General features: G+C 63.3%; 26 protein-coding genes. 13 read left to right on the forward strand and 13 right to left on the reverse strand.

Annotation, left to right across the window (positions count from 1 at the left end; translation table 11 throughout):
• Positions 1-22: 22 nt before the first annotated feature.
• Positions 23-292, reverse strand: coding sequence for a DUF6489 family protein (locus TQ38_RS00595; protein WP_043974275.1), 270 nt, complete (start codon positions 290-292; stop codon positions 23-25).
• Between the two features lie 103 nt (positions 293-395).
• Here TQ38_RS00595 and TQ38_RS00600 point away from each other — a divergent pair, with 103 nt between their 5' ends.
• Together TQ38_RS00600 and TQ38_RS00605 are read left to right on the forward strand one after the other, a co-directional pair.
• Positions 396-1,094 carry a dienelactone hydrolase family protein gene (locus TQ38_RS00600; RefSeq protein WP_043974272.1) on the forward strand — a complete coding sequence of 233 codons (699 nt, stop codon included), beginning with the start codon at positions 396-398 and terminating at the stop codon, positions 1,092-1,094.
• Positions 1,095-1,105: 11 nt separating this feature from the next.
• On the forward strand, positions 1,106-2,074 hold the full coding sequence (locus TQ38_RS00605) for a quinone oxidoreductase (protein WP_043974269.1): 969 nt from the start codon (positions 1,106-1,108) through the stop codon (positions 2,072-2,074).
• Between the two features lie 285 nt (positions 2,075-2,359).
• Here the strand turns inward: TQ38_RS00605 and rho are convergent, their stop codons facing one another.
• The 4 genes from rho to hemE form a co-directional block, all read right to left on the reverse strand.
• On the reverse strand, positions 2,360-3,616 hold the full coding sequence (gene rho / locus TQ38_RS00610; protein WP_043974266.1) for a transcription termination factor Rho: 1,257 nt from the start codon (positions 3,614-3,616) through the stop codon (positions 2,360-2,362).
• Between the two features lie 208 nt (positions 3,617-3,824).
• Positions 3,825-4,157 (reverse strand): hypothetical protein, encoded by a 333-nt coding sequence (locus TQ38_RS00615; protein WP_043974264.1) that lies wholly within the window; start codon positions 4,155-4,157, stop codon positions 3,825-3,827.
• 23 nt (positions 4,158-4,180) lie between these two features.
• Positions 4,181-4,624: a CopD family protein gene (locus tag TQ38_RS00620; protein ID WP_043974261.1), complete on the reverse strand. Its 444-nt coding sequence runs from the start codon at positions 4,622-4,624 to the stop codon at positions 4,181-4,183.
• Between the two features lie 50 nt (positions 4,625-4,674).
• Positions 4,675-5,724, reverse strand: coding sequence for a uroporphyrinogen decarboxylase (gene hemE / locus TQ38_RS00625; RefSeq protein ID WP_043974258.1), 1,050 nt, complete (start codon positions 5,722-5,724; stop codon positions 4,675-4,677).
• Between the two features lie 359 nt (positions 5,725-6,083).
• Here hemE and TQ38_RS00630 point away from each other — a divergent pair, with 359 nt between their 5' ends.
• The 10 genes from TQ38_RS00630 (at position 6,084) to TQ38_RS00675 (ending at position 12,570) form a co-directional block, all read left to right on the forward strand.
• Positions 6,084-6,929, forward strand: a complete 846-nt coding sequence (locus TQ38_RS00630; RefSeq protein WP_043974255.1) for a pyruvate, water dikinase regulatory protein — start codon at positions 6,084-6,086, stop codon at positions 6,927-6,929.
• Between the two features lie 24 nt (positions 6,930-6,953).
• The gene (locus TQ38_RS00635; RefSeq protein ID WP_043974251.1) at positions 6,954-7,538 is read left to right on the forward strand and encodes a nucleoside triphosphate pyrophosphatase; all 585 of its coding nucleotides are present in this window, start codon (positions 6,954-6,956) and stop codon (positions 7,536-7,538) included.
• The gene (aroE, locus tag TQ38_RS00640; protein ID WP_043974248.1) at positions 7,535-8,389 is read left to right on the forward strand and encodes a shikimate dehydrogenase; all 855 of its coding nucleotides are present in this window, start codon (positions 7,535-7,537) and stop codon (positions 8,387-8,389) included. Before TQ38_RS00635 ends, aroE begins: the two co-directional genes overlap by 4 nt.
• On the forward strand, positions 8,386-8,973 hold the full coding sequence (gene coaE, locus TQ38_RS00645; RefSeq protein ID WP_082057621.1) for a dephospho-CoA kinase: 588 nt from the start codon (positions 8,386-8,388) through the stop codon (positions 8,971-8,973). Before aroE ends, coaE begins: the two co-directional genes overlap by 4 nt.
• A 53-nt stretch (positions 8,974-9,026) precedes the next feature.
• Complete coding sequence (gene dnaQ, locus TQ38_RS00650) at positions 9,027-9,710, forward strand: DNA polymerase III subunit epsilon (RefSeq protein WP_043974246.1); 684 nt, start codon at positions 9,027-9,029, stop codon at positions 9,708-9,710.
• A gap of 23 nt (positions 9,711-9,733) precedes the next feature.
• Positions 9,734-10,303, forward strand: coding sequence for a ribosome hibernation-promoting factor, HPF/YfiA family (hpf, locus tag TQ38_RS00655; RefSeq protein WP_043974240.1), 570 nt, complete (start codon positions 9,734-9,736; stop codon positions 10,301-10,303).
• A gap of 147 nt (positions 10,304-10,450) precedes the next feature.
• Positions 10,451-10,912: a PTS sugar transporter subunit IIA gene (locus tag TQ38_RS00660; protein WP_043974237.1), complete on the forward strand. Its 462-nt coding sequence runs from the start codon at positions 10,451-10,453 to the stop codon at positions 10,910-10,912.
• The gene (locus tag TQ38_RS00665; RefSeq protein ID WP_043974234.1) at positions 10,902-11,408 is read left to right on the forward strand and encodes a PaaI family thioesterase; all 507 of its coding nucleotides are present in this window, start codon (positions 10,902-10,904) and stop codon (positions 11,406-11,408) included. The genes TQ38_RS00660 and TQ38_RS00665 overlap by 11 nt, the downstream gene beginning before the upstream one ends.
• A 4-nt stretch (positions 11,409-11,412) precedes the next feature.
• On the forward strand, positions 11,413-11,754 hold the full coding sequence (locus TQ38_RS00670) for a DUF1491 family protein (RefSeq protein WP_043974232.1): 342 nt from the start codon (positions 11,413-11,415) through the stop codon (positions 11,752-11,754).
• A 183-nt stretch (positions 11,755-11,937) separates the two neighbouring features.
• The gene (locus TQ38_RS00675; RefSeq protein WP_043974228.1) at positions 11,938-12,570 is read left to right on the forward strand and encodes a cell wall hydrolase; all 633 of its coding nucleotides are present in this window, start codon (positions 11,938-11,940) and stop codon (positions 12,568-12,570) included.
• 57 nt (positions 12,571-12,627) lie between these two features.
• Here the strand turns inward: TQ38_RS00675 and xth are convergent, their stop codons facing one another.
• The 3 genes from xth to TQ38_RS00690 form a co-directional block, all read right to left on the reverse strand.
• On the reverse strand, positions 12,628-13,401 hold the full coding sequence (xth, locus tag TQ38_RS00680; protein WP_043974225.1) for an exodeoxyribonuclease III: 774 nt from the start codon (positions 13,399-13,401) through the stop codon (positions 12,628-12,630).
• On the reverse strand, positions 13,398-13,730 hold the full coding sequence (locus TQ38_RS00685) for an iron-sulfur cluster assembly accessory protein (protein WP_043974583.1): 333 nt from the start codon (positions 13,728-13,730) through the stop codon (positions 13,398-13,400). Before TQ38_RS00685 ends, xth begins: the two co-directional genes overlap by 4 nt.
• A gap of 91 nt (positions 13,731-13,821) precedes the next feature.
• Positions 13,822-14,247 (reverse strand): CBS domain-containing protein, encoded by a 426-nt coding sequence (locus TQ38_RS00690; protein ID WP_043974221.1) that lies wholly within the window; start codon positions 14,245-14,247, stop codon positions 13,822-13,824.
• Between the two features lie 133 nt (positions 14,248-14,380).
• Between TQ38_RS00690 and TQ38_RS00695 the strand changes: the two genes are divergently transcribed.
• Positions 14,381-14,677 (forward strand): hypothetical protein, encoded by a 297-nt coding sequence (locus tag TQ38_RS00695; RefSeq protein ID WP_043974580.1) that lies wholly within the window; start codon positions 14,381-14,383, stop codon positions 14,675-14,677.
• Positions 14,678-14,683: 6 nt separating this feature from the next.
• Here TQ38_RS00695 and TQ38_RS00700 read toward each other — a convergent pair whose 3' ends face one another.
• From TQ38_RS00700 to TQ38_RS00720, 5 genes are all read right to left on the reverse strand, one after another.
• Complete coding sequence (locus tag TQ38_RS00700; protein ID WP_043974219.1) at positions 14,684-15,082, reverse strand: ferredoxin; 399 nt, start codon at positions 15,080-15,082, stop codon at positions 14,684-14,686.
• Positions 15,079-15,510: a thioesterase family protein gene (locus tag TQ38_RS00705; RefSeq protein ID WP_113941866.1), complete on the reverse strand. Its 432-nt coding sequence runs from the start codon at positions 15,508-15,510 to the stop codon at positions 15,079-15,081. Before TQ38_RS00705 ends, TQ38_RS00700 begins: the two co-directional genes overlap by 4 nt.
• Positions 15,511-15,575: 65 nt before the next feature.
• A complete protein-coding gene (locus tag TQ38_RS00710; RefSeq protein ID WP_043974578.1) occupies positions 15,576-16,034 on the reverse strand; it encodes a DUF2497 domain-containing protein in 459 nt (152 codons plus the stop codon).
• Positions 16,035-16,158: 124 nt separating this feature from the next.
• Positions 16,159-17,622: a TolC family outer membrane protein gene (locus tag TQ38_RS00715; protein ID WP_043974213.1), complete on the reverse strand. Its 1,464-nt coding sequence runs from the start codon at positions 17,620-17,622 to the stop codon at positions 16,159-16,161.
• Positions 17,623-17,624: 2 nt separating this feature from the next.
• A complete protein-coding gene (locus tag TQ38_RS00720; RefSeq protein ID WP_043974209.1) occupies positions 17,625-18,233 on the reverse strand; it encodes a protein-L-isoaspartate O-methyltransferase in 609 nt (202 codons plus the stop codon).
• Positions 18,234-18,236: the final 3 nt, after the last annotated feature.

Consider the following 18,236-nt stretch of genomic DNA (forward strand, 5'->3'; position numbering starts at 1 on the left):
GTATGAAGCGGCCCAGCTGTGATCAGTCGCCGCTCTTCTTGGCGGGCTTGCCGGCGCCGCTCATCGCCATGCCCATGCCGCTTTCCATCAGCTGCTGGAACATCTTGAGCCCGAACTGGCCCATCGGTGCGATCTGCTTGGTTAGCTCGTTGAGCTGGTCGAAGTTACCGGCGCCCTGCATCGCCTTCGTCAGGGCATCCACGTAAACATCATTGGCCCGGGTGACATCGGGTAGACCAAGAAAACGCCGGGCTTCCTCAGGGGAGCATTCGACCTCGACATTGACCTTCATCCCGGCCTCCTCCCGCTGGATTTTCGCAGCATAGCTGACACATGCGCTTGGCAAAGTCCATTGCAACTGCCTAACTCCCGCCAAGCGAAATCTGGAGAGTCGTATGACCACCAACACCGAAATCCCCACAATGGGCGCCGACGCCATGATCCCGGCCTACGTGGCACGCCCCGAAGGCACCCCGCGCGGCGCGATCATCGTCCAGCAGGAGATCTTCGGTGTCGACGCGGGCATCCGCAAGAAAGCCGACGACTGGGCCGCCAAGGGCTACCTTGCCGTCGCCCCGGACAGCTTCTGGCGCCAGAAGCCGGGCATTGAACTCAGCCCCTATATCGAAGCAGAGATGCAGCAGGCGCTGGATCACATGATGGCGCACGATTTCGACCTGGGTATCCGGGATATCGAAGCGGTAATCCACTGGATCCGCCGCGAAGAAGGCGTGGCGAAAGTCGGCTTCGTCGGCTTCTGCATGGGCGGCAAGATCGCCTACATGGCTGCCGCGCGCACCGATATCGACGCCTCGGTGGGCTACTACGGCGTGATGATCGATCAGATGCTCGGCGAAAAGCATGCGATCTCGCGCCCGCTCATGCTGCACATTCCCACCGCCGACCACTTCGTCGATGCTGCCACGCAGAAGGCCATGCATGAAGGCTTGGACGATCATCCACGCGTCACGCTGCACGATTACGAAGGCCTCGACCACGGCTTCGCCGCCGAGATCGGCGCTCGCCGCGACGAAGCCGGTGCCGAACTGGCGGACGGGCGCACCGAGGCGTTCTTCGCCGAGAACGTCGGCTGAAGGACAAGCCCATGACCAGCGGATACCGGATGATCGTGCGCAGCCACGGCGGGCCTGAAGTGATCGAACGCGAAGACTTCACGGTGCCCTCCCCCGGTGCCGGCGAAGTCCTGATCGAGACCGAGGCCGTCGGCCTCAACTTCATCGACACTTACTATCGCAAGGGCCTCTACCCCGACGCGCTGCCGATCAGCCTCGGCTCGGAAAGTGTGGGGCGCATCGTCGCTATCGGCGAAGGCGTTGATACCCTCGCCATTGGAATGCGCGTAGGCACCACGCAGAACGGCGGTGCCTATGCCACCCACCGCGTGATCCCCGCCGCCAAGGCCATGCGCATTCCCGAAGGCATCGCAGCCGAAATCGCCGCCGCCGTGATGCTAAAGGGCCTGACCGCCTGCTACCTTGCCGAAGATACCTTCCCGGCAAAGGCAGGCGACGTGGCCCTGGTCCACTCGGCCGCAGGCGGTGTCGGCTCGTTGCTGGTGCCGTGGCTGCTCGACAAGGGCGTGACGGTGATCGCTCACTCCGGCTCGCCGGGAAAGGCCGCGCAGGTTCCCGGCGAACATTCGCTCTGCTGCTCGTTCGAGGACCTGCCCGCAGCAGTGCGGGAAATCACCGGCGGAGCCATGTGCCACGTCGCCTATGACGGCGTCGGCGCAGCGTCATGGGACGCCTCGGTGGCATGCCTGGCGAAGCGTGGGTTCATGGTGAGCTACGGCAATGCCTCAGGCGCCGTGCCGCCGATAACAGTGCTGGACCTGATGCGTGGCGGCTCGCTTTACGCAACACGGCCTACGCTGGCGGACTACATCGCCACGCCGGAAATGCTGGCGACGAATGCGAAGAAGCTGTTCGACCGGATTGCCTCGGGCGTGCTCGATCCGAAGATCGGGCAGACGTTTGCCTTGTCGGATGCGGCAGAAGCGCACCGGGCGTTGGAGGGCCGGGCTACTACCGGGTCTACGGTGTTGTTGCCCTGAAGAGGTTGAAGGGGAAGACCTGGGGCCATCGCCCCAGACCCCTTAACGTCGAGGTAACGCGTGCAGCTTCGACATCGCACGTACTTGTCGCCGGAAGACATTTTTAGCCTCCGGCGGCAAGACGTCGTCCGGAACGATGCGACATAAAACTACGTCGATGCACGTGCAGCGACGACAGTTTCGGGGCCTGGGGCGATGGCCCCAGATCTTCCCCTTCTCACCAAAAAAGAAACGCCGGCATTTCTGCCGGCGCTCCGTTTTGCGTCTATGCCGCCAGATCCAGCCTTACTGGTTCATGGTGGCGAAGAAGTCCTCGTTGCTCTTGGAATCCTTCATCTTGTCGAGCAGGAATTCCATCGCATCGACTGTGCCCATCTGCATGAGGATGCGGCGCAGGACCCACATCTTCGAAAGCTGATCGCGCGGTACGAGCAGTTCTTCCTTGCGGGTGCCGGACTTGCCGACGTCCAGCGCCGGGAAGATGCGCTTGTCCGAAACCTTGCGATCGAGGACGATTTCCGAGTTACCGGTGCCCTTGAATTCTTCGAAGATGACTTCGTCCATGCGGCTGCCGGTATCGATCAGCGCGGTCGCGATGATCGAAAGCGAGCCGCCTTCCTCGATGTTGCGCGCAGCGCCGAAGAAGCGCTTGGGGCGCTGCAGGGCGTTGGCATCGACACCGCCGGTCAGCACCTTGCCCGACGAAGGCACCACGGTGTTGTAGGCACGGCCAAGGCGCGTGATCGAGTCAAGCAGGATGACCACGTCGCGCTTGTGCTCGACGAGGCGCTTAGCCTTCTCGATCACCATTTCAGCGACCTGGACGTGGCGCTGCGCGGGTTCGTCGAAGGTGGAGGAGATGACCTCGCCCTTCACGCTGCGCTGCATGTCGGTGACTTCCTCCGGGCGCTCATCGACGAGCAGGACGAGGAGGAACACCTCGGGATGGTTGTCGGTGATGGCCTTAGCCATGTTCTGCAGCAGGACGGTTTTACCCGTACGCGGCGGCGCGACGATCAGCGCGCGCTGGCCCTTGCCCTGCGGCGAGATGAGATCGATCACGCGGGCCGACTTGTCCTTCACCGTGGGGTCGAGGCAGTCGAGCTTCAGGCGCTGATCGGGATAGAGCGGCGTCAGGTTGTCGAAGTTGACGCGGTGACGCACGGCGTCGGGATCGTCGAAGTTGACGGTGACCAGCTTGGTGATCGCGAAGTAGCGTTCGCCGTCGCGCGGGGCGCGGATTTCGCCTTCGACGGTATCGCCGGTACGCAGGCCCCATTTACGGACCTGGTTGGGAGAGACGTAGATGTCGTCCGGGCCGGCGAGATAGTTCGCCTCGGGGCTGCGCAGGAAGCCGAACCCGTCGGTCAGCACTTCGATCGTGCCCTGGCCAACGATTTCCTCGCCGTCCTCGGACACTTCCTTGAGGATCGCGAAGATCAGGTCCTGGCGGCGCAGGGTGGATGCGCCTTCGACGCCCAGTTCCTCGGCCATTTCGACCAGCTCGGCCGATGATTTTTTCTTGAGTTCTTTAAGATGCATTTTGGTTTCCGAATGGAAATTGGAGTATCGGCCGGCGGATCAATGGGCTTGGGGAAAGCAGATCCGGGCACGCCAACGAAAGCGGCGTCCCCTGTGCCGGAACAGGAATCGCGATAATCGCTGCCTGCGCAGCGGTCAACGAAACAATCTGCCGAATGGTTTGTGAGCGAGGCGGACGGAAAGACGGCTGCAGACTGTCCTGCGCCGCCTATTCACCGCCCTCGTAGCGGCCTCGCCAAGCATCGAAGCGGGTGGCGAGGGGATCCAGTTGCCCGTGACAGCGGGCCTTGTCTGCCTGGTATGTTTCCGGGCCATAGCCTGGCGCGTGGAGGATTTTCTCCAGCTGCGCCCCGATGTCCAGCTGCGGAGACCGCGATTCAATCCGGCCGAAGTAGTAGAGCGCCCCCCCATCGACTTTGCGCCGCTGGTCACCGTCAACCTTGCCGGCGGCAACGGAAAGATAGGCGAGGCACCGCAGATCGTCCTCGTCTGCCTTGGGAAGCCCGGTGAGAGCGGCGGCGGCGGCAAGGAGGAAGATCATTCGCTAGACTCCCGAAAGCCTTCCTAGAAAGGCTTGACGACCACCAGAATGACAATGACCGCAGCGGCAAGGCCGGGCACTTCGTTAAGCAGGCGCAGCTTCTTGCCGGTCAGCGGACGCTCACCCTTGGCCAGTTTCTTCGAATAGGCCACGAGCCAGCCGTGATAGCCCGAAAGGCCAAGCACGAACAGCAGCTTGACGTGGAGCCAGCCCTCGCCCCAGGCGCCGATGGCGCTGGCGGTAAGCAGGCCCAGCACCCAGACGGCGATCATCGAGGGTGTCAGGATGATCTTGCGCAGCTTCGCCTCACGGTCGATCCAGCGCAGTTCCTCGGCCGAGCCCGGCTCGGATTCCTGATGGTAGACGAAATAGCGCGGCAGCATGAACAGCCCGGCCATCCAGAAGATCACGAAGATAACGTGACCGGCCTTCAGCCACAGGTAAGTGGTGGACAAAATCTGCTCCATGAAACCTCTTCTAGCGTGCCTTGGGCCTGCCGGTCAGCTGCCAAATTATCTCAGCCGCGCCAACCGCGCACGATGGACAGCAGCTGCTCGACATGGGCGATCGGCGTGAATTGGCCGATACCGTGGCCGAGGTTGAAGACGTGGGGACGATCCGCGAAAGCCTCAAGTACCGCAAGCGCTCCGCTTTCCAGTTCCGCCCCGCCTGAAAGCAGGAGCAGCGGATCAAGATTGCCCTGCACCGGTAGCCCTTCCGGAAGCTCGCGCATAGCCCAGAGGGGGTCGATCGTCTCATCGATGCCGACTGCATCCACGCCAGTCTCGCGGGCATAGGCAGGCAGCTTTTCGCCTGCACCCTTTGGAAAGCCGATGATCGGAGTCTCGGGATGGCGCGCCTTCACGGCAGCGGCGATTTTTGCGTTGGGCGCGATCACCCAACGCTCGAATTGCGAAGGCGAAAGGCTGCCGGCCCACGAATCGAAAAGCTGCACGGCTTCGGCGCCCGCCTGAATCTGGCCGCACAGGTATTCGACGGTAACTTCGGTCACGGCATCGATGATCGCCTGGAACGCGCCGGGATCGCGGTAAGCCATAGCACGCGTGTCATGCTGATCGCGGCTGCCCTCGCCTGCGACCATATACGTCGCGACCGTCCAGGGCGAGCCGGCGAACCCCAGCATGGTCTTGTCGGCCGCGAGCTGGCTACGAACCTTGCGCACGGTGTCGTAGATCGGAGACAGCCTTTCAGGCACCGCGACAAGGCTTTCAAGCGCGTGATCGACCAGTTTGGGGCTGAGTCTGGGCCCTTCGCCCGCGAGAAACTGAAGGTCCTGCCCCATCGCGTAAGGCACGATCAGGATGTCGGAAAACAGAATCGCGCCGTCGAAACCGAAACGCTGAATCGGCTGCAAGGTGATCTCGGCCGCAGCTTCGGTATCGTAGACCAGTGCGAGAAATCCGCCCTTTTCCGCGCGCAGTTCGCGGTACTCCGGAAGATAGCGCCCTGCCTGGCGCATCAGCCAGATCGGGCGCGGTGCTGAATCGCCGTTTGAATCGCTGCTGGAAACGGTTCCGCGCAGGGTGTCGAGAAGCAGGCCGGGCATCGCGTTTTCGTCCAATCAAAAAAATATAGAGAATTTATATAAGGTTGATGGGAGTAGTTGGTCCTGTGGATATCGGGGACGGCTGCGCATTGCCCGATTTGTACCCCGATGAACAGGCCCTAGCGGTTCATGCGACTCTCAGCCTTCGTTGAGTCAACGAAGGTTTGTTCGCCTTCTCCACAGGGTGTTGATGGAAACGGCCCGGCTGTCCACATCCTGACTCGTTGAATCCCGTTAGCGGGCAGGAATCGGCGCCTGCGAGTTGTCACCGGATTGCTCCCGTGGTTTATGCCGGAACATATCCACAAGGCACGGCGCTGGTCCACAGTGCCCGCAAGAAGGGCCAGCGAAAGCCGACCATGGCGCGATTCCACCTCCATCTGCTGTCCGATTCCACCGGCGAAACGCTGGAAATGATCGCCAAGGCTGCGCTTGCGCAGTTCGACGATTCCGACGTTCTGCGCCATTTCTGGCCGATGGTGCGCTCGCAGCAGCACCTCGACCGGATCATGGGCGAGATCGCGGCGAACCCGGGCCTCGTCTTCTTCACACTGGTGAACGAAGAAACCCGCGGCCGACTGGAAGAACGCTGCCAATCGCTGGGCCTGCCCGCCATCGCAGTGCTCGACGGGGTGACCGATGCGCTCGAAGCCCTGCTCGGTCAGGAAGCCAAGGGCCGCCCCGGCCGCCAGCACCGGCTTGACGACGCCTACTTCGCGCGCGTCGATGCGATCCAGTTCACCATCGCGCATGACGACGGCATCCTGTGGGAGGAATGGGAGGAGGCCGACATCGTGCTGGCGGGCGTTTCGCGTACCAGCAAGACGCCGACTTCGATCTACCTCGCCAATCGCGGTTACAAGGTCGCCAATATCCCGATCGTGGTTGAAAGCCCGCCTCCGCCGTCGCTGTTCGATTTGCGGCGCCCGCTGGTGGTGGGATTGACCACCGCGCCCGACCGGCTGATCCAGATCAGGCGCAACCGCCTGCTGTCGCTCAGCCAGTCGCCCGACACGGATTATGTCGACAACGATGCCGTGGACAGCGAACTCAAATATGCCCGGCGTATGTTCGCCGACAACTCATGGCCGGTGATCGACGTTACCCGCCGCTCGATCGAGGAAACCGCCGCAGCGGTCATCAACCTCTACAACGAGCGCAAGGCCGCCGGCGAAACCGGACAGGTCGGCCCCAAACCGATCTGACGCGCACTTACGGAAAAAATCCCCATGATCGTTCTCGCATCCCAGAGCGCCTCTCGGCGCGCCATGCTCGAAGCTGCCGGAATCGCTTTCCGCGCCCAGCCTGCCCACATCGACGAGCGCGCGCTTGAAGCGACGCTGGCTGACGCACCCCCCGCGCAGGTGGCGCTCGCTCTTGCCAGCGCCAAGGCCGAAGTTGTTTCACGTGAAACATCGGGCGAAATCGTGCTGGGCAGCGACTCGCTCGTTTCGGTGGAAGGCCGGCGGTTCGACAAGCCTGCAAGCCGCGCCGATGCCGCCGCACATTTGCGCTTTTTCTCGGGCAAAGTGATGGAACTGCACAGCGCCGCCGCGCTGGTGCGGGACGGCGAAGTCCTCTGGGCGGACACCGCATTGGCGCAGCTTCACGTCGCGCCGCTTTCGGATGATTTCATCGAGAGCTACCTCGATGCCGAATGGCCCGAAGTCGCCGCCTGCGTTGGCGTATTCCGCATCGAGGCGCGCGGCGTGCAATTGTTCGAGCGTATCGACGGAGATTACTTCACCATCCTTGGCATGCCGCTGCTCATGGTGCAGTCGGCGCTGCGCAACCTGGGAGTGATGGCGCGATGACTATTTATGCCGAAGTGATCGGCGATCCGATCGCGCAGTCGAAATCACCGGCGATCCACAATTTCTGGCTGGCGGAACTGGGTCTTCCCGGCCGCTACGACCACCACCAGGTCAGCGTGGAAGCCTTGGGCGACTATCTTGCCCAGCGTCGCAGCGATCCGCAATGGCGCGGCTGCAACGTGACGATGCCGCATAAGCTGGCAATCATACCGCTGCTCGACCGGCTCGATCCGCTGGCAGAGCGGATCGGCGCCGTGAACACCGTGGTGCGCGAAGCGGACGGCACCCTCACCGGCTACAACACCGATGCTCCGGGCTTCCTCGAACCGATTCAGGAGGAAGTCGACAAGATTCACCTGTTCCGCATGGCACGGGTGTTGGGCACCGGCGGCGCGGCGCGGGCAATCGTGGCGGCGCTGGCCGATGCGAAGTTCGTGATCGTCCTCGCCGGGCGCGATCCGGCCAAGGCGCGCGCGATGCTCGACGAACTCGCACCGAACGGCGAACACCACGCAATCGGCCTCAGCCATTTTGCCGATCCCACCGATTTCGCTTTCGATGACCGCGAGCAGTGCTTCGACCTCATCATCAATGCCAGCCCGCTGGGGATGGCCGGTCAGCCGCCCCTGCCCTTCGATTTTAGCCACGCGCCGCCGCGCAGCGTGGTTTATGACATCGTCACCAATCCGCTGGACACCGATTTCCTGCAAACCGCCCGCGCCGCCGGGTTCGAGACGGTCGATGGCCTGTCGATGCTGATCGGCCAGGCAGACAGCGCTTTCACCCGCTTCTTTGGCGCGAAGCCTCCGCGCGAGCGCGATGCGGCACTGCGCGAAATACTCGGTTCGTGACGAAGATCCTCGGTCTCACTGGCTCGATCGGCATGGGTAAGTCTACCGTTGCCGGGATGCTGCGCGAGTTGGGCGTGCCGGTGTTTGATGCCGATGCCGCCGTGCACCAGTTGCAAGGCCCGGGCGGCGCGCTGCTGCCGCTTATCGAGGAAGCCTTCCCCGGCACCACCGGGCCTGGCGGAGTAGATCGCCCGAAGCTGGGCGCCGCTGTCTTCGGCGACAAGGACAGGCTCAGCCAGCTGGAGCGAATCGTTCACCCCGCAGTGGCAGCCATGCGCGGTGATTTTCTACGCGAAAATGCGCAGGCGCCTCTGGTCGCATTCGACATCCCGCTGCTCTATGAAAAGGGCGGTGACCAGGGGCTGGACGCTGTCGCGGTGGTCTCCGCCCCGGCCGATGTACAGCGCGCCCGCGTACTGGCCCGCCCCGGCATGACGTCGGAAAAATTCGAGCAGATTCTAGGACTTCAAGTTCCCGACGCGGAAAAGCGCGCCCGCGCCGATCATGTCATCGACACCGGAATTTCGCTCGAGGAAACGCGAGAACAGGTGGCCGGTATCGTGCGGGCGCTGACCCGAATGTAATAATCCCCCTCAGGCCCTTGCACTCGGGTGAGACGAGGCAGATATGGAGAGGGATGAGAGAGATCATCTTCGATACCGAAACGACCGGATTTGACCCGAAAAACGGGGATAGAATGGTGGAAATCGGCTGCATCGAAATGATCAATCGCGTGGCAACGGGGCAGTCCTACCACGCCTATTTCAACCCCCAGCGTTCAATGCCGGCTGAGGCCGAGGCGGTTCACGGACTGTCCGATTCCTTCCTCGCCGACAAGCCGCTGTTCGCAGCTTCGGCGCAGGATTTCCTCGACTTCATCGAGGACAGCCCGATGATCGCGCACAACGCCAATTTCGACTTCAACTTCATCAATGCCGAGCTGGCGCTGTGCAGCATGCCGATCGTCAGCCGGGACCGGATGGTCGATACCGTAGCGCTCGCCAAGGTGCGCCATCCGGGTGCGAAGCTGTCGCTCGATGCACTGTGTTCGCGCTACGGGATCGACCGTAGCCACCGCACCAAGCACGGCGCCCTGCTAGATGCCGAATTGCTGGCCCAAGTTTATGTCGAGCTTCGCGGAGGCCGTCAGATCGGCCTCGAACTCGTTGCCGAAACCACCAAGATCGTGACGGAAATCAAGGTTCTCAACACGAAGGACCGTATATTCCGTCAGCCGCGTCCCCACGCGGCTTCCGACGAGGAACTCATTGCTCACGCAGGGTTTCTCAAGTCGGTCGATACCCCGCTCTGGGGTGCCTGAACTCTAAAAAGGAGAATACGCCCATGGATATCCGCGTCTCCGGTCACCAGGTCGAAACCGGCGAGGCCCTTCAGGTCCACGCCAACGAACGGCTCACGGCGATCATCGAGAAGTATTTCAGCCGGGCGCTGTCCTCGCACGTCACTTTCAGCAAGGCCCCTGCGGGCGCTTTCCGCTGTGACATCATCATGCATGTGATGCAGAACCTCGTCCTCAAGGGCACGGGCAGCGCGCAGGACGCGCACATCTCGTTCGACCAGTCGGCCGAAAAGATCGACAAGCAACTGCGCCGCTACAAGCGCCGCCTGACCGATCGTCACGAACAGGCAGCCCACACCGCATCGGTCGAGGAAGCCGCCTACATCATCTTCGAGGAATCTCGGACCGAGGAAGACGAGGAACTTGAAGTCGACGCACCTGTGGTCATCGCCGAGACACGCGTCGATGTTCCCGAAGCCACCGTTTCCGACGCGGTAATGATGCTCGACTTGCGTAATACTACGGCGTTATTTTTCAAAAACGCTGGAACGGGACGCCATAATATGGTTTACCGCCGTGGCGACGGTTCGATTGGCTGGGTCGAACCACACTGAGGTTCCAGGATTGGTGCCCGGGATTTACGTCTCTTTGACGTAACCGCTTCTGATCTCTGAGGAGAAGAAGAAAAACCCCCGGTTCGCCGGGGGTTTTTAGGGGTATTCAGCTTTGGAAACCGGTCAAACTCTAGTATCAGAATCGCAATGAGTGGGCTTTTTGCACTGCTTCCCGACGCCGTGATTACGGTGGCCGCGGACAGCAAGAACGTAATTTTGGATAGGCTCGCGGCCCAGTTCGCGGCGGTTTATGGTCTCGACCATAAGGCCGTGCTGGCGCGCGTCGCCGAGCGTGAAGAATTGGGCAGCACCGGCTTCGGCCGCCGCATCGCCATCCCTCATGCCCGAATGCCGGGACTGGGCCGTCCGGTGGCTGCATTCATGCGCCTGGAATCCCCGGTCGAGTTCGATTCCGCCGATGGCATGCCTGTGGACCTCGTGTTCGGCCTGCTCTCTCCCGAGGGTGCAGGGGCCACGCACCTCCACGCCCTGGCCGCGATCTCGCGCATGATGCGGGACGAACGCATGCGCGAGGCCCTGATGGCCGCTCCCGGTCCCGAGGCGCTATACGGCCTCCTGAGCAATGTTATCGACCGCGATGCCGCATGACCTGACGGCTCCCGGTAGCCTCGAAGATGTTTCGGGGACTGCCGGCGCGGGATTGCACTGGCGGGCTCTCGAAAGCCTCTACGCCTCTGCCCCGATCAACCAAATGTTCCGTTCCTCGCTGGAAATCACCGGCGAGGGCCTCTCGCGCATCACCTTTCTGGTCGAACCGGATTGCTTCCACGCCGCTGGCGCGGCACATGGCACGATCTATTTCAAGATGCTCGATGATGCGGCCTTTTATGCCGCCAACACCCACGTCACCGATCGGTTCCTGCTCACCACCTCGTTCAACATGCACCTCAGCAAGCCCATAAAGGGCGGCCGCATCGTGGCTGAAGGCCGGTGGGTAAGCGGTCGCCGCCGGGTTCTGGTGGCCGAATCCTGGCTCCTGGATGAGGACGGAGACGAATGCGGGCGCGGCACCGCCACGTTCATGCGCTCGCGAATTGCGCTGTCCAGCCTGCCCGGATACTCGATTCCGCCGGTTTCGGGCTAAACCGATGGACGCGCGGCTTCCCGCACATCTCGAAGTTTCCGCCCTTATTCGACAGGTCAACGCCGAAGGCGGCTTCGCGGCGGTTCTGGCAAAGGGTGAGCGCGACGCCGGGACGATCCTTGTCGTCCTTGCCCACAACGGCGCGGCTTCCCGTCTGTTCGAACGGATGCCGGAACTGGACGGGACTCGCCCATGGCGCTGCTCGCGGACTCAGGATTCGCAGGACCCTTTCGCGTTTCAGGACTACCTGGACCGGCGCAAGGCACAGGACCCCGATATGTGGATCGTGGAACTTGACGTCGCGAAGGGCGAACGCTTCATCGGCGGAGAAGCCGAACAAGGTTGACTTGCACGCCATGCAAGTTAATGGCCGCCCTCGCAAACGCGAAAGCGGCAAGGGCGGCACTTCGGTCGCCCGGCTAGCACGCAGACGGGGAATCGTCGGCAGGCTCAACGGAATCAGAACGCCCGAATACGGCATTCCGTTCCAGCCTGTGTCGGATCGGTTCACCGCCGTTGATATGATTAAATGCGAACCAAGGTTGAATGGGCGGGCGTCATGGCGCTGGCCGCAACGGTATTGACCGCACTGTTGAGCGCCCAGGGCTCGGGCGCAGCGGCATCGGACTTGATTCCGATACTGACTGAACAGAAGCCCGCCGTGGAATTCGTTTCCCGGCCTATGGTCCAGGCCCTCCCCGCCGAAGACGGCGCCGAGGAAACCGACGGGACCGACATTTCTCCCGACGCAGATTCGCTTCAGGAACTGGTATCGCAGCAGTCGATGCCGGATGACATGTCGAACGAAATGCGTTGCCTCGCCGGCGCGATCTATTTCGAAGCGCGCGGTGAAACCCTCGAAGGCAGGCTCGCCGTGGGCCGCGTGATCGTCAATCGTTCGAAGTCGGGCCGCTTCCCCACCAGCTATTGCGGCGTGGTGTATCAGCCCTCGCAGTTCTCGTTTGTGCGCGGACGTTCGATGCCTTCCGTTCGCGAAGGCTCGATGAGCTGGCGCGAAGCCGTTGCCGTGGCGCAGATCGCCGACGAAGGCAGCTGGAAAAGCCCGGCAAAGGGCGCGCTGTTCTTCCACGCCACGCGGGTTTCGCCCAATTGGCGCCTGACCCGTCTGGCGCGGGTCGACAATCACGTTTTCTATCGCTGATTTGTTAGCGCAGCGAAGGAGACCTGGGGCCATTGCCCCAGACCCTTCCCTTCCAGATTACTGGCTGAGTTCTACCCAGACCGGAGCATGATCGCTGGCCTTTTCCCGGCCGCGATGTTCCTTGTCCACGCCGCAGGCCACCAGACGATCCGCCAGTTCAGGCGAGAGCAGCGAGTGGTCGATGCGAAAGCCGTGGTCGCGTTGCCACGCGCCTGCCTGATAATCCCAGTACGTCCACACCCCGCCGCGCGGGTTGTGGGTGGCAAGAGCATCCGTCCACCCATCGCCGAGCAGGCGAAAATACGCATCGCGCGATTGCGGCTGCATCAGGGCGTCTGCGGCCATCGCGGGCGGCGCCCAGATGTCGCGGTCGGTGGGGATGACGTTGTAGTCGCCAGTAATGATTGCGGGCACTTCCTGGGCCTTGATCGCATCCATGCGGCGGCGCAGGCGTTCCATCCAGCGCAGTTTGTAGTCGAACTTGGGGCCCGGCAGCGGGTTGCCGTTGGGTAGGTAGATGCACACGACCCGAATACCGAAGACGTCCGCTTCGAGGTAGCGGGAGTGTTCGTCCTCAGGTTCGCCCTCAAGGCCGCGCTGGATTTCCACCGGCGCTTCGCCGTCTGCCAGGATGGCGACGCCGTTGAAGCCCTTCTGGCCGTGCCAGATGCCTTTGTATCCCAGCTTCTCGAACTCGGCCATCGGGAAGCCTTCGTCCTGCGTCTTGATCTCCTGCAGGCAGGCGACAGCGGGACGGGTTTCTTCAAGCCATTCGAGCAGGCGGGGCAGGCGCGCCTTGACCCCGTTGATGTTGTACGTCGAGATTCTCATACCGAGAAGCTGGACCCGCAACCGCAGCCTGCCGCTGCATTGGGATTTTCGACCTTGAAGGCGGCGCCGCCCAGCGACTCGACGAAATCGACGACGCAGCCGGCGACAAGATCGAGGCTGACGGCATCGACGACGAGGCGCACGCCGTCTGTTTCGGTGACGCTATCGTCGCCTTCCGGGGCATCGGCGAGGCCGAATTTATACTGGAAGCCCGAGCAGCCGCCGCCTTCTACGGCGAGGCGCAGGATGGCGGGCTTGCCCTGCTTGCTGGCGATCGCGGCAACGCGCGCGGCCGCCGAGGGGCTGAGTGTCAGGCTGTGCTGTTCCATGCCCACGATGTAGGCGCGCACAGCCCCTGCGGCAAGCAGCGGCGCGGTCAATATAGGCGCCCTGAAATCAGGGGCCGTGAAATGGCGCCGGTCAGGCCGTCTGGATGTAGTCCCGCATCGCGGCGGCCTCGTGCTCGATCATGTCGATCCGGTGCTTCACAAGATCGCCGATCGAGACGAAGCCGATCATGTCCGCGCCGCTCAGCACCGGAAGGTGGCGAATGCGGCGGCGGGTCATCAGCGACAGCGCCGCGATTACCGAGGTATCGGGTTCCACCGTCACCGGCGAGGCGGTCATGATGTGGCCCAGCGGCATGTCGAGAACGCCGGCGCCGATTTCGCTGAGCCGGTAGATCACATCGCGTTCCGAGAAAATGCCGGCGATCTCGCTGTTTTCCATCACCGGAACGGCGCCGATGCGCCGCTCTGCGAGGATCGCCACGGCTTCGCGTACGGTGGTGGCGATGTCGCAGGTAACGACAGCGGTGCGGCCTTCGATAATACGACCAATGGTCATCGTCTTGGTCTCCCTATTTGCAAAGGGCCCCTGCTTTTTACCGATCGCCCCGGGAGAAGAGTATCACAGGCCCGCGCCGCCGCCAGCCATGATTTGCTTGCGGGCGCGGGGCGGCGGGGCCAAATGGGGCGGCATGACACGGCGCTCCCCTCTCGACGATCCGGCCAGGGCGGCCCATGCCTGGGCGCGTTACCGGCGCATCATGGGTTGGATGATGGCCGTCACCGTGGGCCTTGTCGCGGGTTCGGCGATCCTGCTCTATCGTTCGAACGGGATGGTATCGGTCCATTTCTACATCGCGGCCGCGCTGGGCGTGGGTTTCACGATGCTGCTGGCCTCGGCGCTGATGGGGCTGGTATTCCTGTCGAGCGGAAGCGGTCACGACGACGCGGTTGTGGATCCACTTGAGGATGAGAGCACCGGAAAGTAGGGCTTTTCAGCCTGGCTTCGGATGCAGGCGATATTCCTCTACCGGCTGGCCGCCGATGAGGTGCTGCTGGATGATCTTTTCCAGCGCTTCCTCGTTGCATGAATGATACCAGACGCCGTCGGGCCAGACGACCGCGATCGGTCCGGCGAAACAGATGCGCAGGCAATCCGCCTTGGTGCGCGCCACGCCGCCCCCGTTGGATGACTTGGGGCCGTCGAGGCCGAGTTGTTTCAGGCGCTTCTTCAGGTACTTCCAGGCGGCCTGGCCTGCTTCGGGTGAGCAGCACTCGCCCTTTTGCGGTTCCGCGCAGATGAAGATGTGGCGCTGGATGCTGTCGCCGCCGGTCTTGGCCAGCGCATTTTGCGCCTTCTCGATTTCGCGGTGTCCTGCGGCGTGGGTGCTCATGGCCTCAGCCTCCATTGGTCTATCTGGTCCGCGAAAGAGGCGGGGAGAGGGACGGGTCCGTCCTTGCCGACGATCACCATGACGCTGCGGGCAAAGGCGACCACGCGCTTCTCCTGCATGAGCAGTTGGACAAGACGGTGGCTGGAGCGGCCGGTATCCTCGACGGCGCTGTGGATCGTCACCGGATCGGGGTAATGGCCCTCGCCCAGATATTCGATGGCGATGCTGGCGATCATCGAAGACAGGCCGGTCAGGGCATCGCGGTATCCGCTGGCACGGTGGAATCGCACGCGCCCGTCTTCGAGAAGACCGGCTATCGCCACGTTGTTGATGTGCAGGTTGATATCGAGATCGCCGAAGCGCGGCTCGATGGTGCAGGAAAACGGGTAACGCGCAGGGTCGAGCAGCGCGGGATCGGGCTTTGGCATGAGCCGAAAGGTAGGGAGCGCGGGGGCCAAGGTCCAGCCCGGCCCCTGATTGAGCGCGGCCCCGATCAGCCCTTTTTGCCGACGATCCGCGCGATTTCGGCGGCGACGAGGCGCTCGACCATCGGCGGCAGGTTCTTGTCCAGCCATTCCGCCAGCGCCGGGCGCAGAAGTTCGCGGGTCAACGCTTCGAGCGAGGTTTCGCCGGAGCGGACGATTTGCGGCTGGGCGCCGGGTTCGGACAGCATGGCGAGCGCGGCCAGCGATTCGCGCATGGAATTGCGCGCACCGGGCTGGATCAGCGGAGATTCTTCACTGTCGTCCGGGGCCTGCGAAGGCAGCTGTGCGGCTTCCTGCAGTTCCAGCACGTCGTCATCGTCTGTGAAGGGGGTGGACCCGAGGAGGGCTTCGATCGCGTTATCGCGCAAGGGGCGGGCAGGACGCGGATCCGCAAGGGTATCGCGCGCGATGACCTGCTTGATCGACTGGAGGATCTCCTCGACCGAAGGTTCACCGTTCTGCCGCATTGCGAATTCGTCCCCGTTGGCGTCCCGATGCACGCCGGTTGATTTCAAGTAGACTGGATTTCCTACGAAAACCCGGCGCGCACAAGTCCTTTTGCCGAATCAGGATTTTTTCGTGAATCCGGCTTTAAGGTTCCTGCGATGCCGGGATTTCGCCGTCCTGCGCCGGGGTGCCGGTAGTACGGGTGGAGCGGGCGACCGGAGCGGGATCGTTGTCCCAGTCATTGAACCTGCCGCGCACACGCCGGTAGTTGAGGTCGGGATCGTAGAGCGTGCCGCCATCGAGGTTTAGGTCGCGCGCTTCGCCCCGGCCCATCGCGGCCAGCAGGGTGAAGCCGGCGACGTAGGCATTGCGCCGGGCGGTCACCAGCTGGACCTGCGCATTGAGCAGTTCCTGTTCGGCGTTGAGGATATCGAGGATCGTGCGGTTGCCGACCGAATTCTCCGCCTTAACTCCCTCAAGGCTGAGCCCGGCAGCATCCACGGCTACCTGCGACGAGCGAATCAGGTCGTTCGAGGCGATGTACGAGGTATAGGCGGACCGCACCTGGGCGATCACATCGCGTTCGGTGGCGATTTCCTGCTCCAGCGCAGCGGAGGCGGTGGCCGTGGCCTGCCGGCGCTGCGCGGCAGGAAGGCCGCCTTGGAAAATCGGGATCGAAAGCTGGGCGCCGGCCTGCGCCGAGGTATCGGTTTGCGATACCCCCGAACTGGGAACGCCGCGTGCCAGCGTGCCCAGATAGTTGTTATAGGAGCCCTGTGCGAACAGCCTGACCGTGGGAAGGCGCCCTGCCCCTGCCACGTCGATGTCCTTGTCCGCTGCTTTGGTGCGTTCGCGCGCGCCGATCAGGTCGGGATTGGAATCGAGCGCGATGGCAGCCGCGTCATCCGCGGTTGCGGGAAGGTTGGGGAGCGGCGGCGGGGCTTCGAGTGCCTGGGGTGCCGTACCGACGAGGCGGATATAGGTTTCGCGCGCCGCGGCGAGGTTCGCCTCTGCGGTGCGCAGGTCGCTTTGCGCAACGGCGAGGCGTGACTGCGATTGGGCGACGTCGGTGCGGGTAAGGTCGCCGATCTCGAAACGGTCGCCGGTGGCCTGCAGGTTGGTCTGCAGCACGCTCACGTTCTTGCGGTTCAGCCCGACGATCGCCTCGGTGCGGATCACGTCCATGTAGGCCGCGACCACGGAGGAGAACAGCGAACTTTCCGTCCCGCGCAGGTCGGCCTGGCCGGCTTCGACGCGGATCTTGGCGGCTTTGACGCGGTTCTTCACCGCGCCGCCCGAATAGATCGGTACGCCCAGATCCGCGCCCGCGTTCACGGTGCGCGACGGGGCGTTGAACGAATTCTCGCTCTGCTTCAGGAATTCCGTGTAGGTCCCGCTCGCACTGGCCGACGGCAGGCCGGCGGCGCGCGCAATGGGCACGTTCTCGTCATTGGCGCGCTGCTGGGCCCGCGCCGATTCGAGTGTGGGGTTGGACTGATATGCAATGACCAGCGCGTCGCGAAGGGTATCGGCCCACGCAGGTGAGCCGGCCGTCAGTATCAGACATCCCCCTGCGAGCAGCCCGGCACGCTTCGCGAACCGGGCCATGCTCAGAAGCTCCAGCGTTTGGGCGCTGCAAATTCCGTCAGAACCGGAATGCCCATTTCGGCGAGCGGCAGCAGCGAAACCGCGCCGGCAGCCTTGCGGCCAGCGGCAAGGCGGGTGACGCCGCGTTCCACCAGGCCGGTGACGATACGGCCGCCGTCGACGAGACGGGCGCCGAGCGCTTCTGGTAGGACTTCGGCCGCGCCGTCGATGACGACGAGCGAGTAACCGCCCTCACCGGCATTGGCGGCATCGGCGGGAGCAACGGCGTCGACCGAACCGGCCAGCGGACGCAGCAGCGCGGCAAGATAGCCCGCGCCATCACCCACCAGCAGGACCTTGTCGGTCTTGGCAGGTTCGGCTTCGGCAAGCATGCGGCCGTGGACCAGCGGCGCGGCCAGGAAGCGGCCTTCGCCTAGCGGGATCGCGCGGTCGATATAGGCGGCATCCCGCATGGAGGCAGGCACGAAGTCCTCCCGCGCGATGCCGGCCATGGCTTCGAGCACCCAGGGCTCGTTCACGCCGCTGGTACGCAGCTGGCTGGAGATCATCGCGCGGCGCGCTACGGAGATGGCGGCGCCGGTCGGTGCCGACCGTTCCTCGGTCAAGGTCATCAG

It is taken from the genome of Novosphingobium sp. P6W (assembly GCF_000876675.2).
Lineage (GTDB): Bacteria > Pseudomonadota > Alphaproteobacteria > Sphingomonadales > Sphingomonadaceae > Novosphingobium.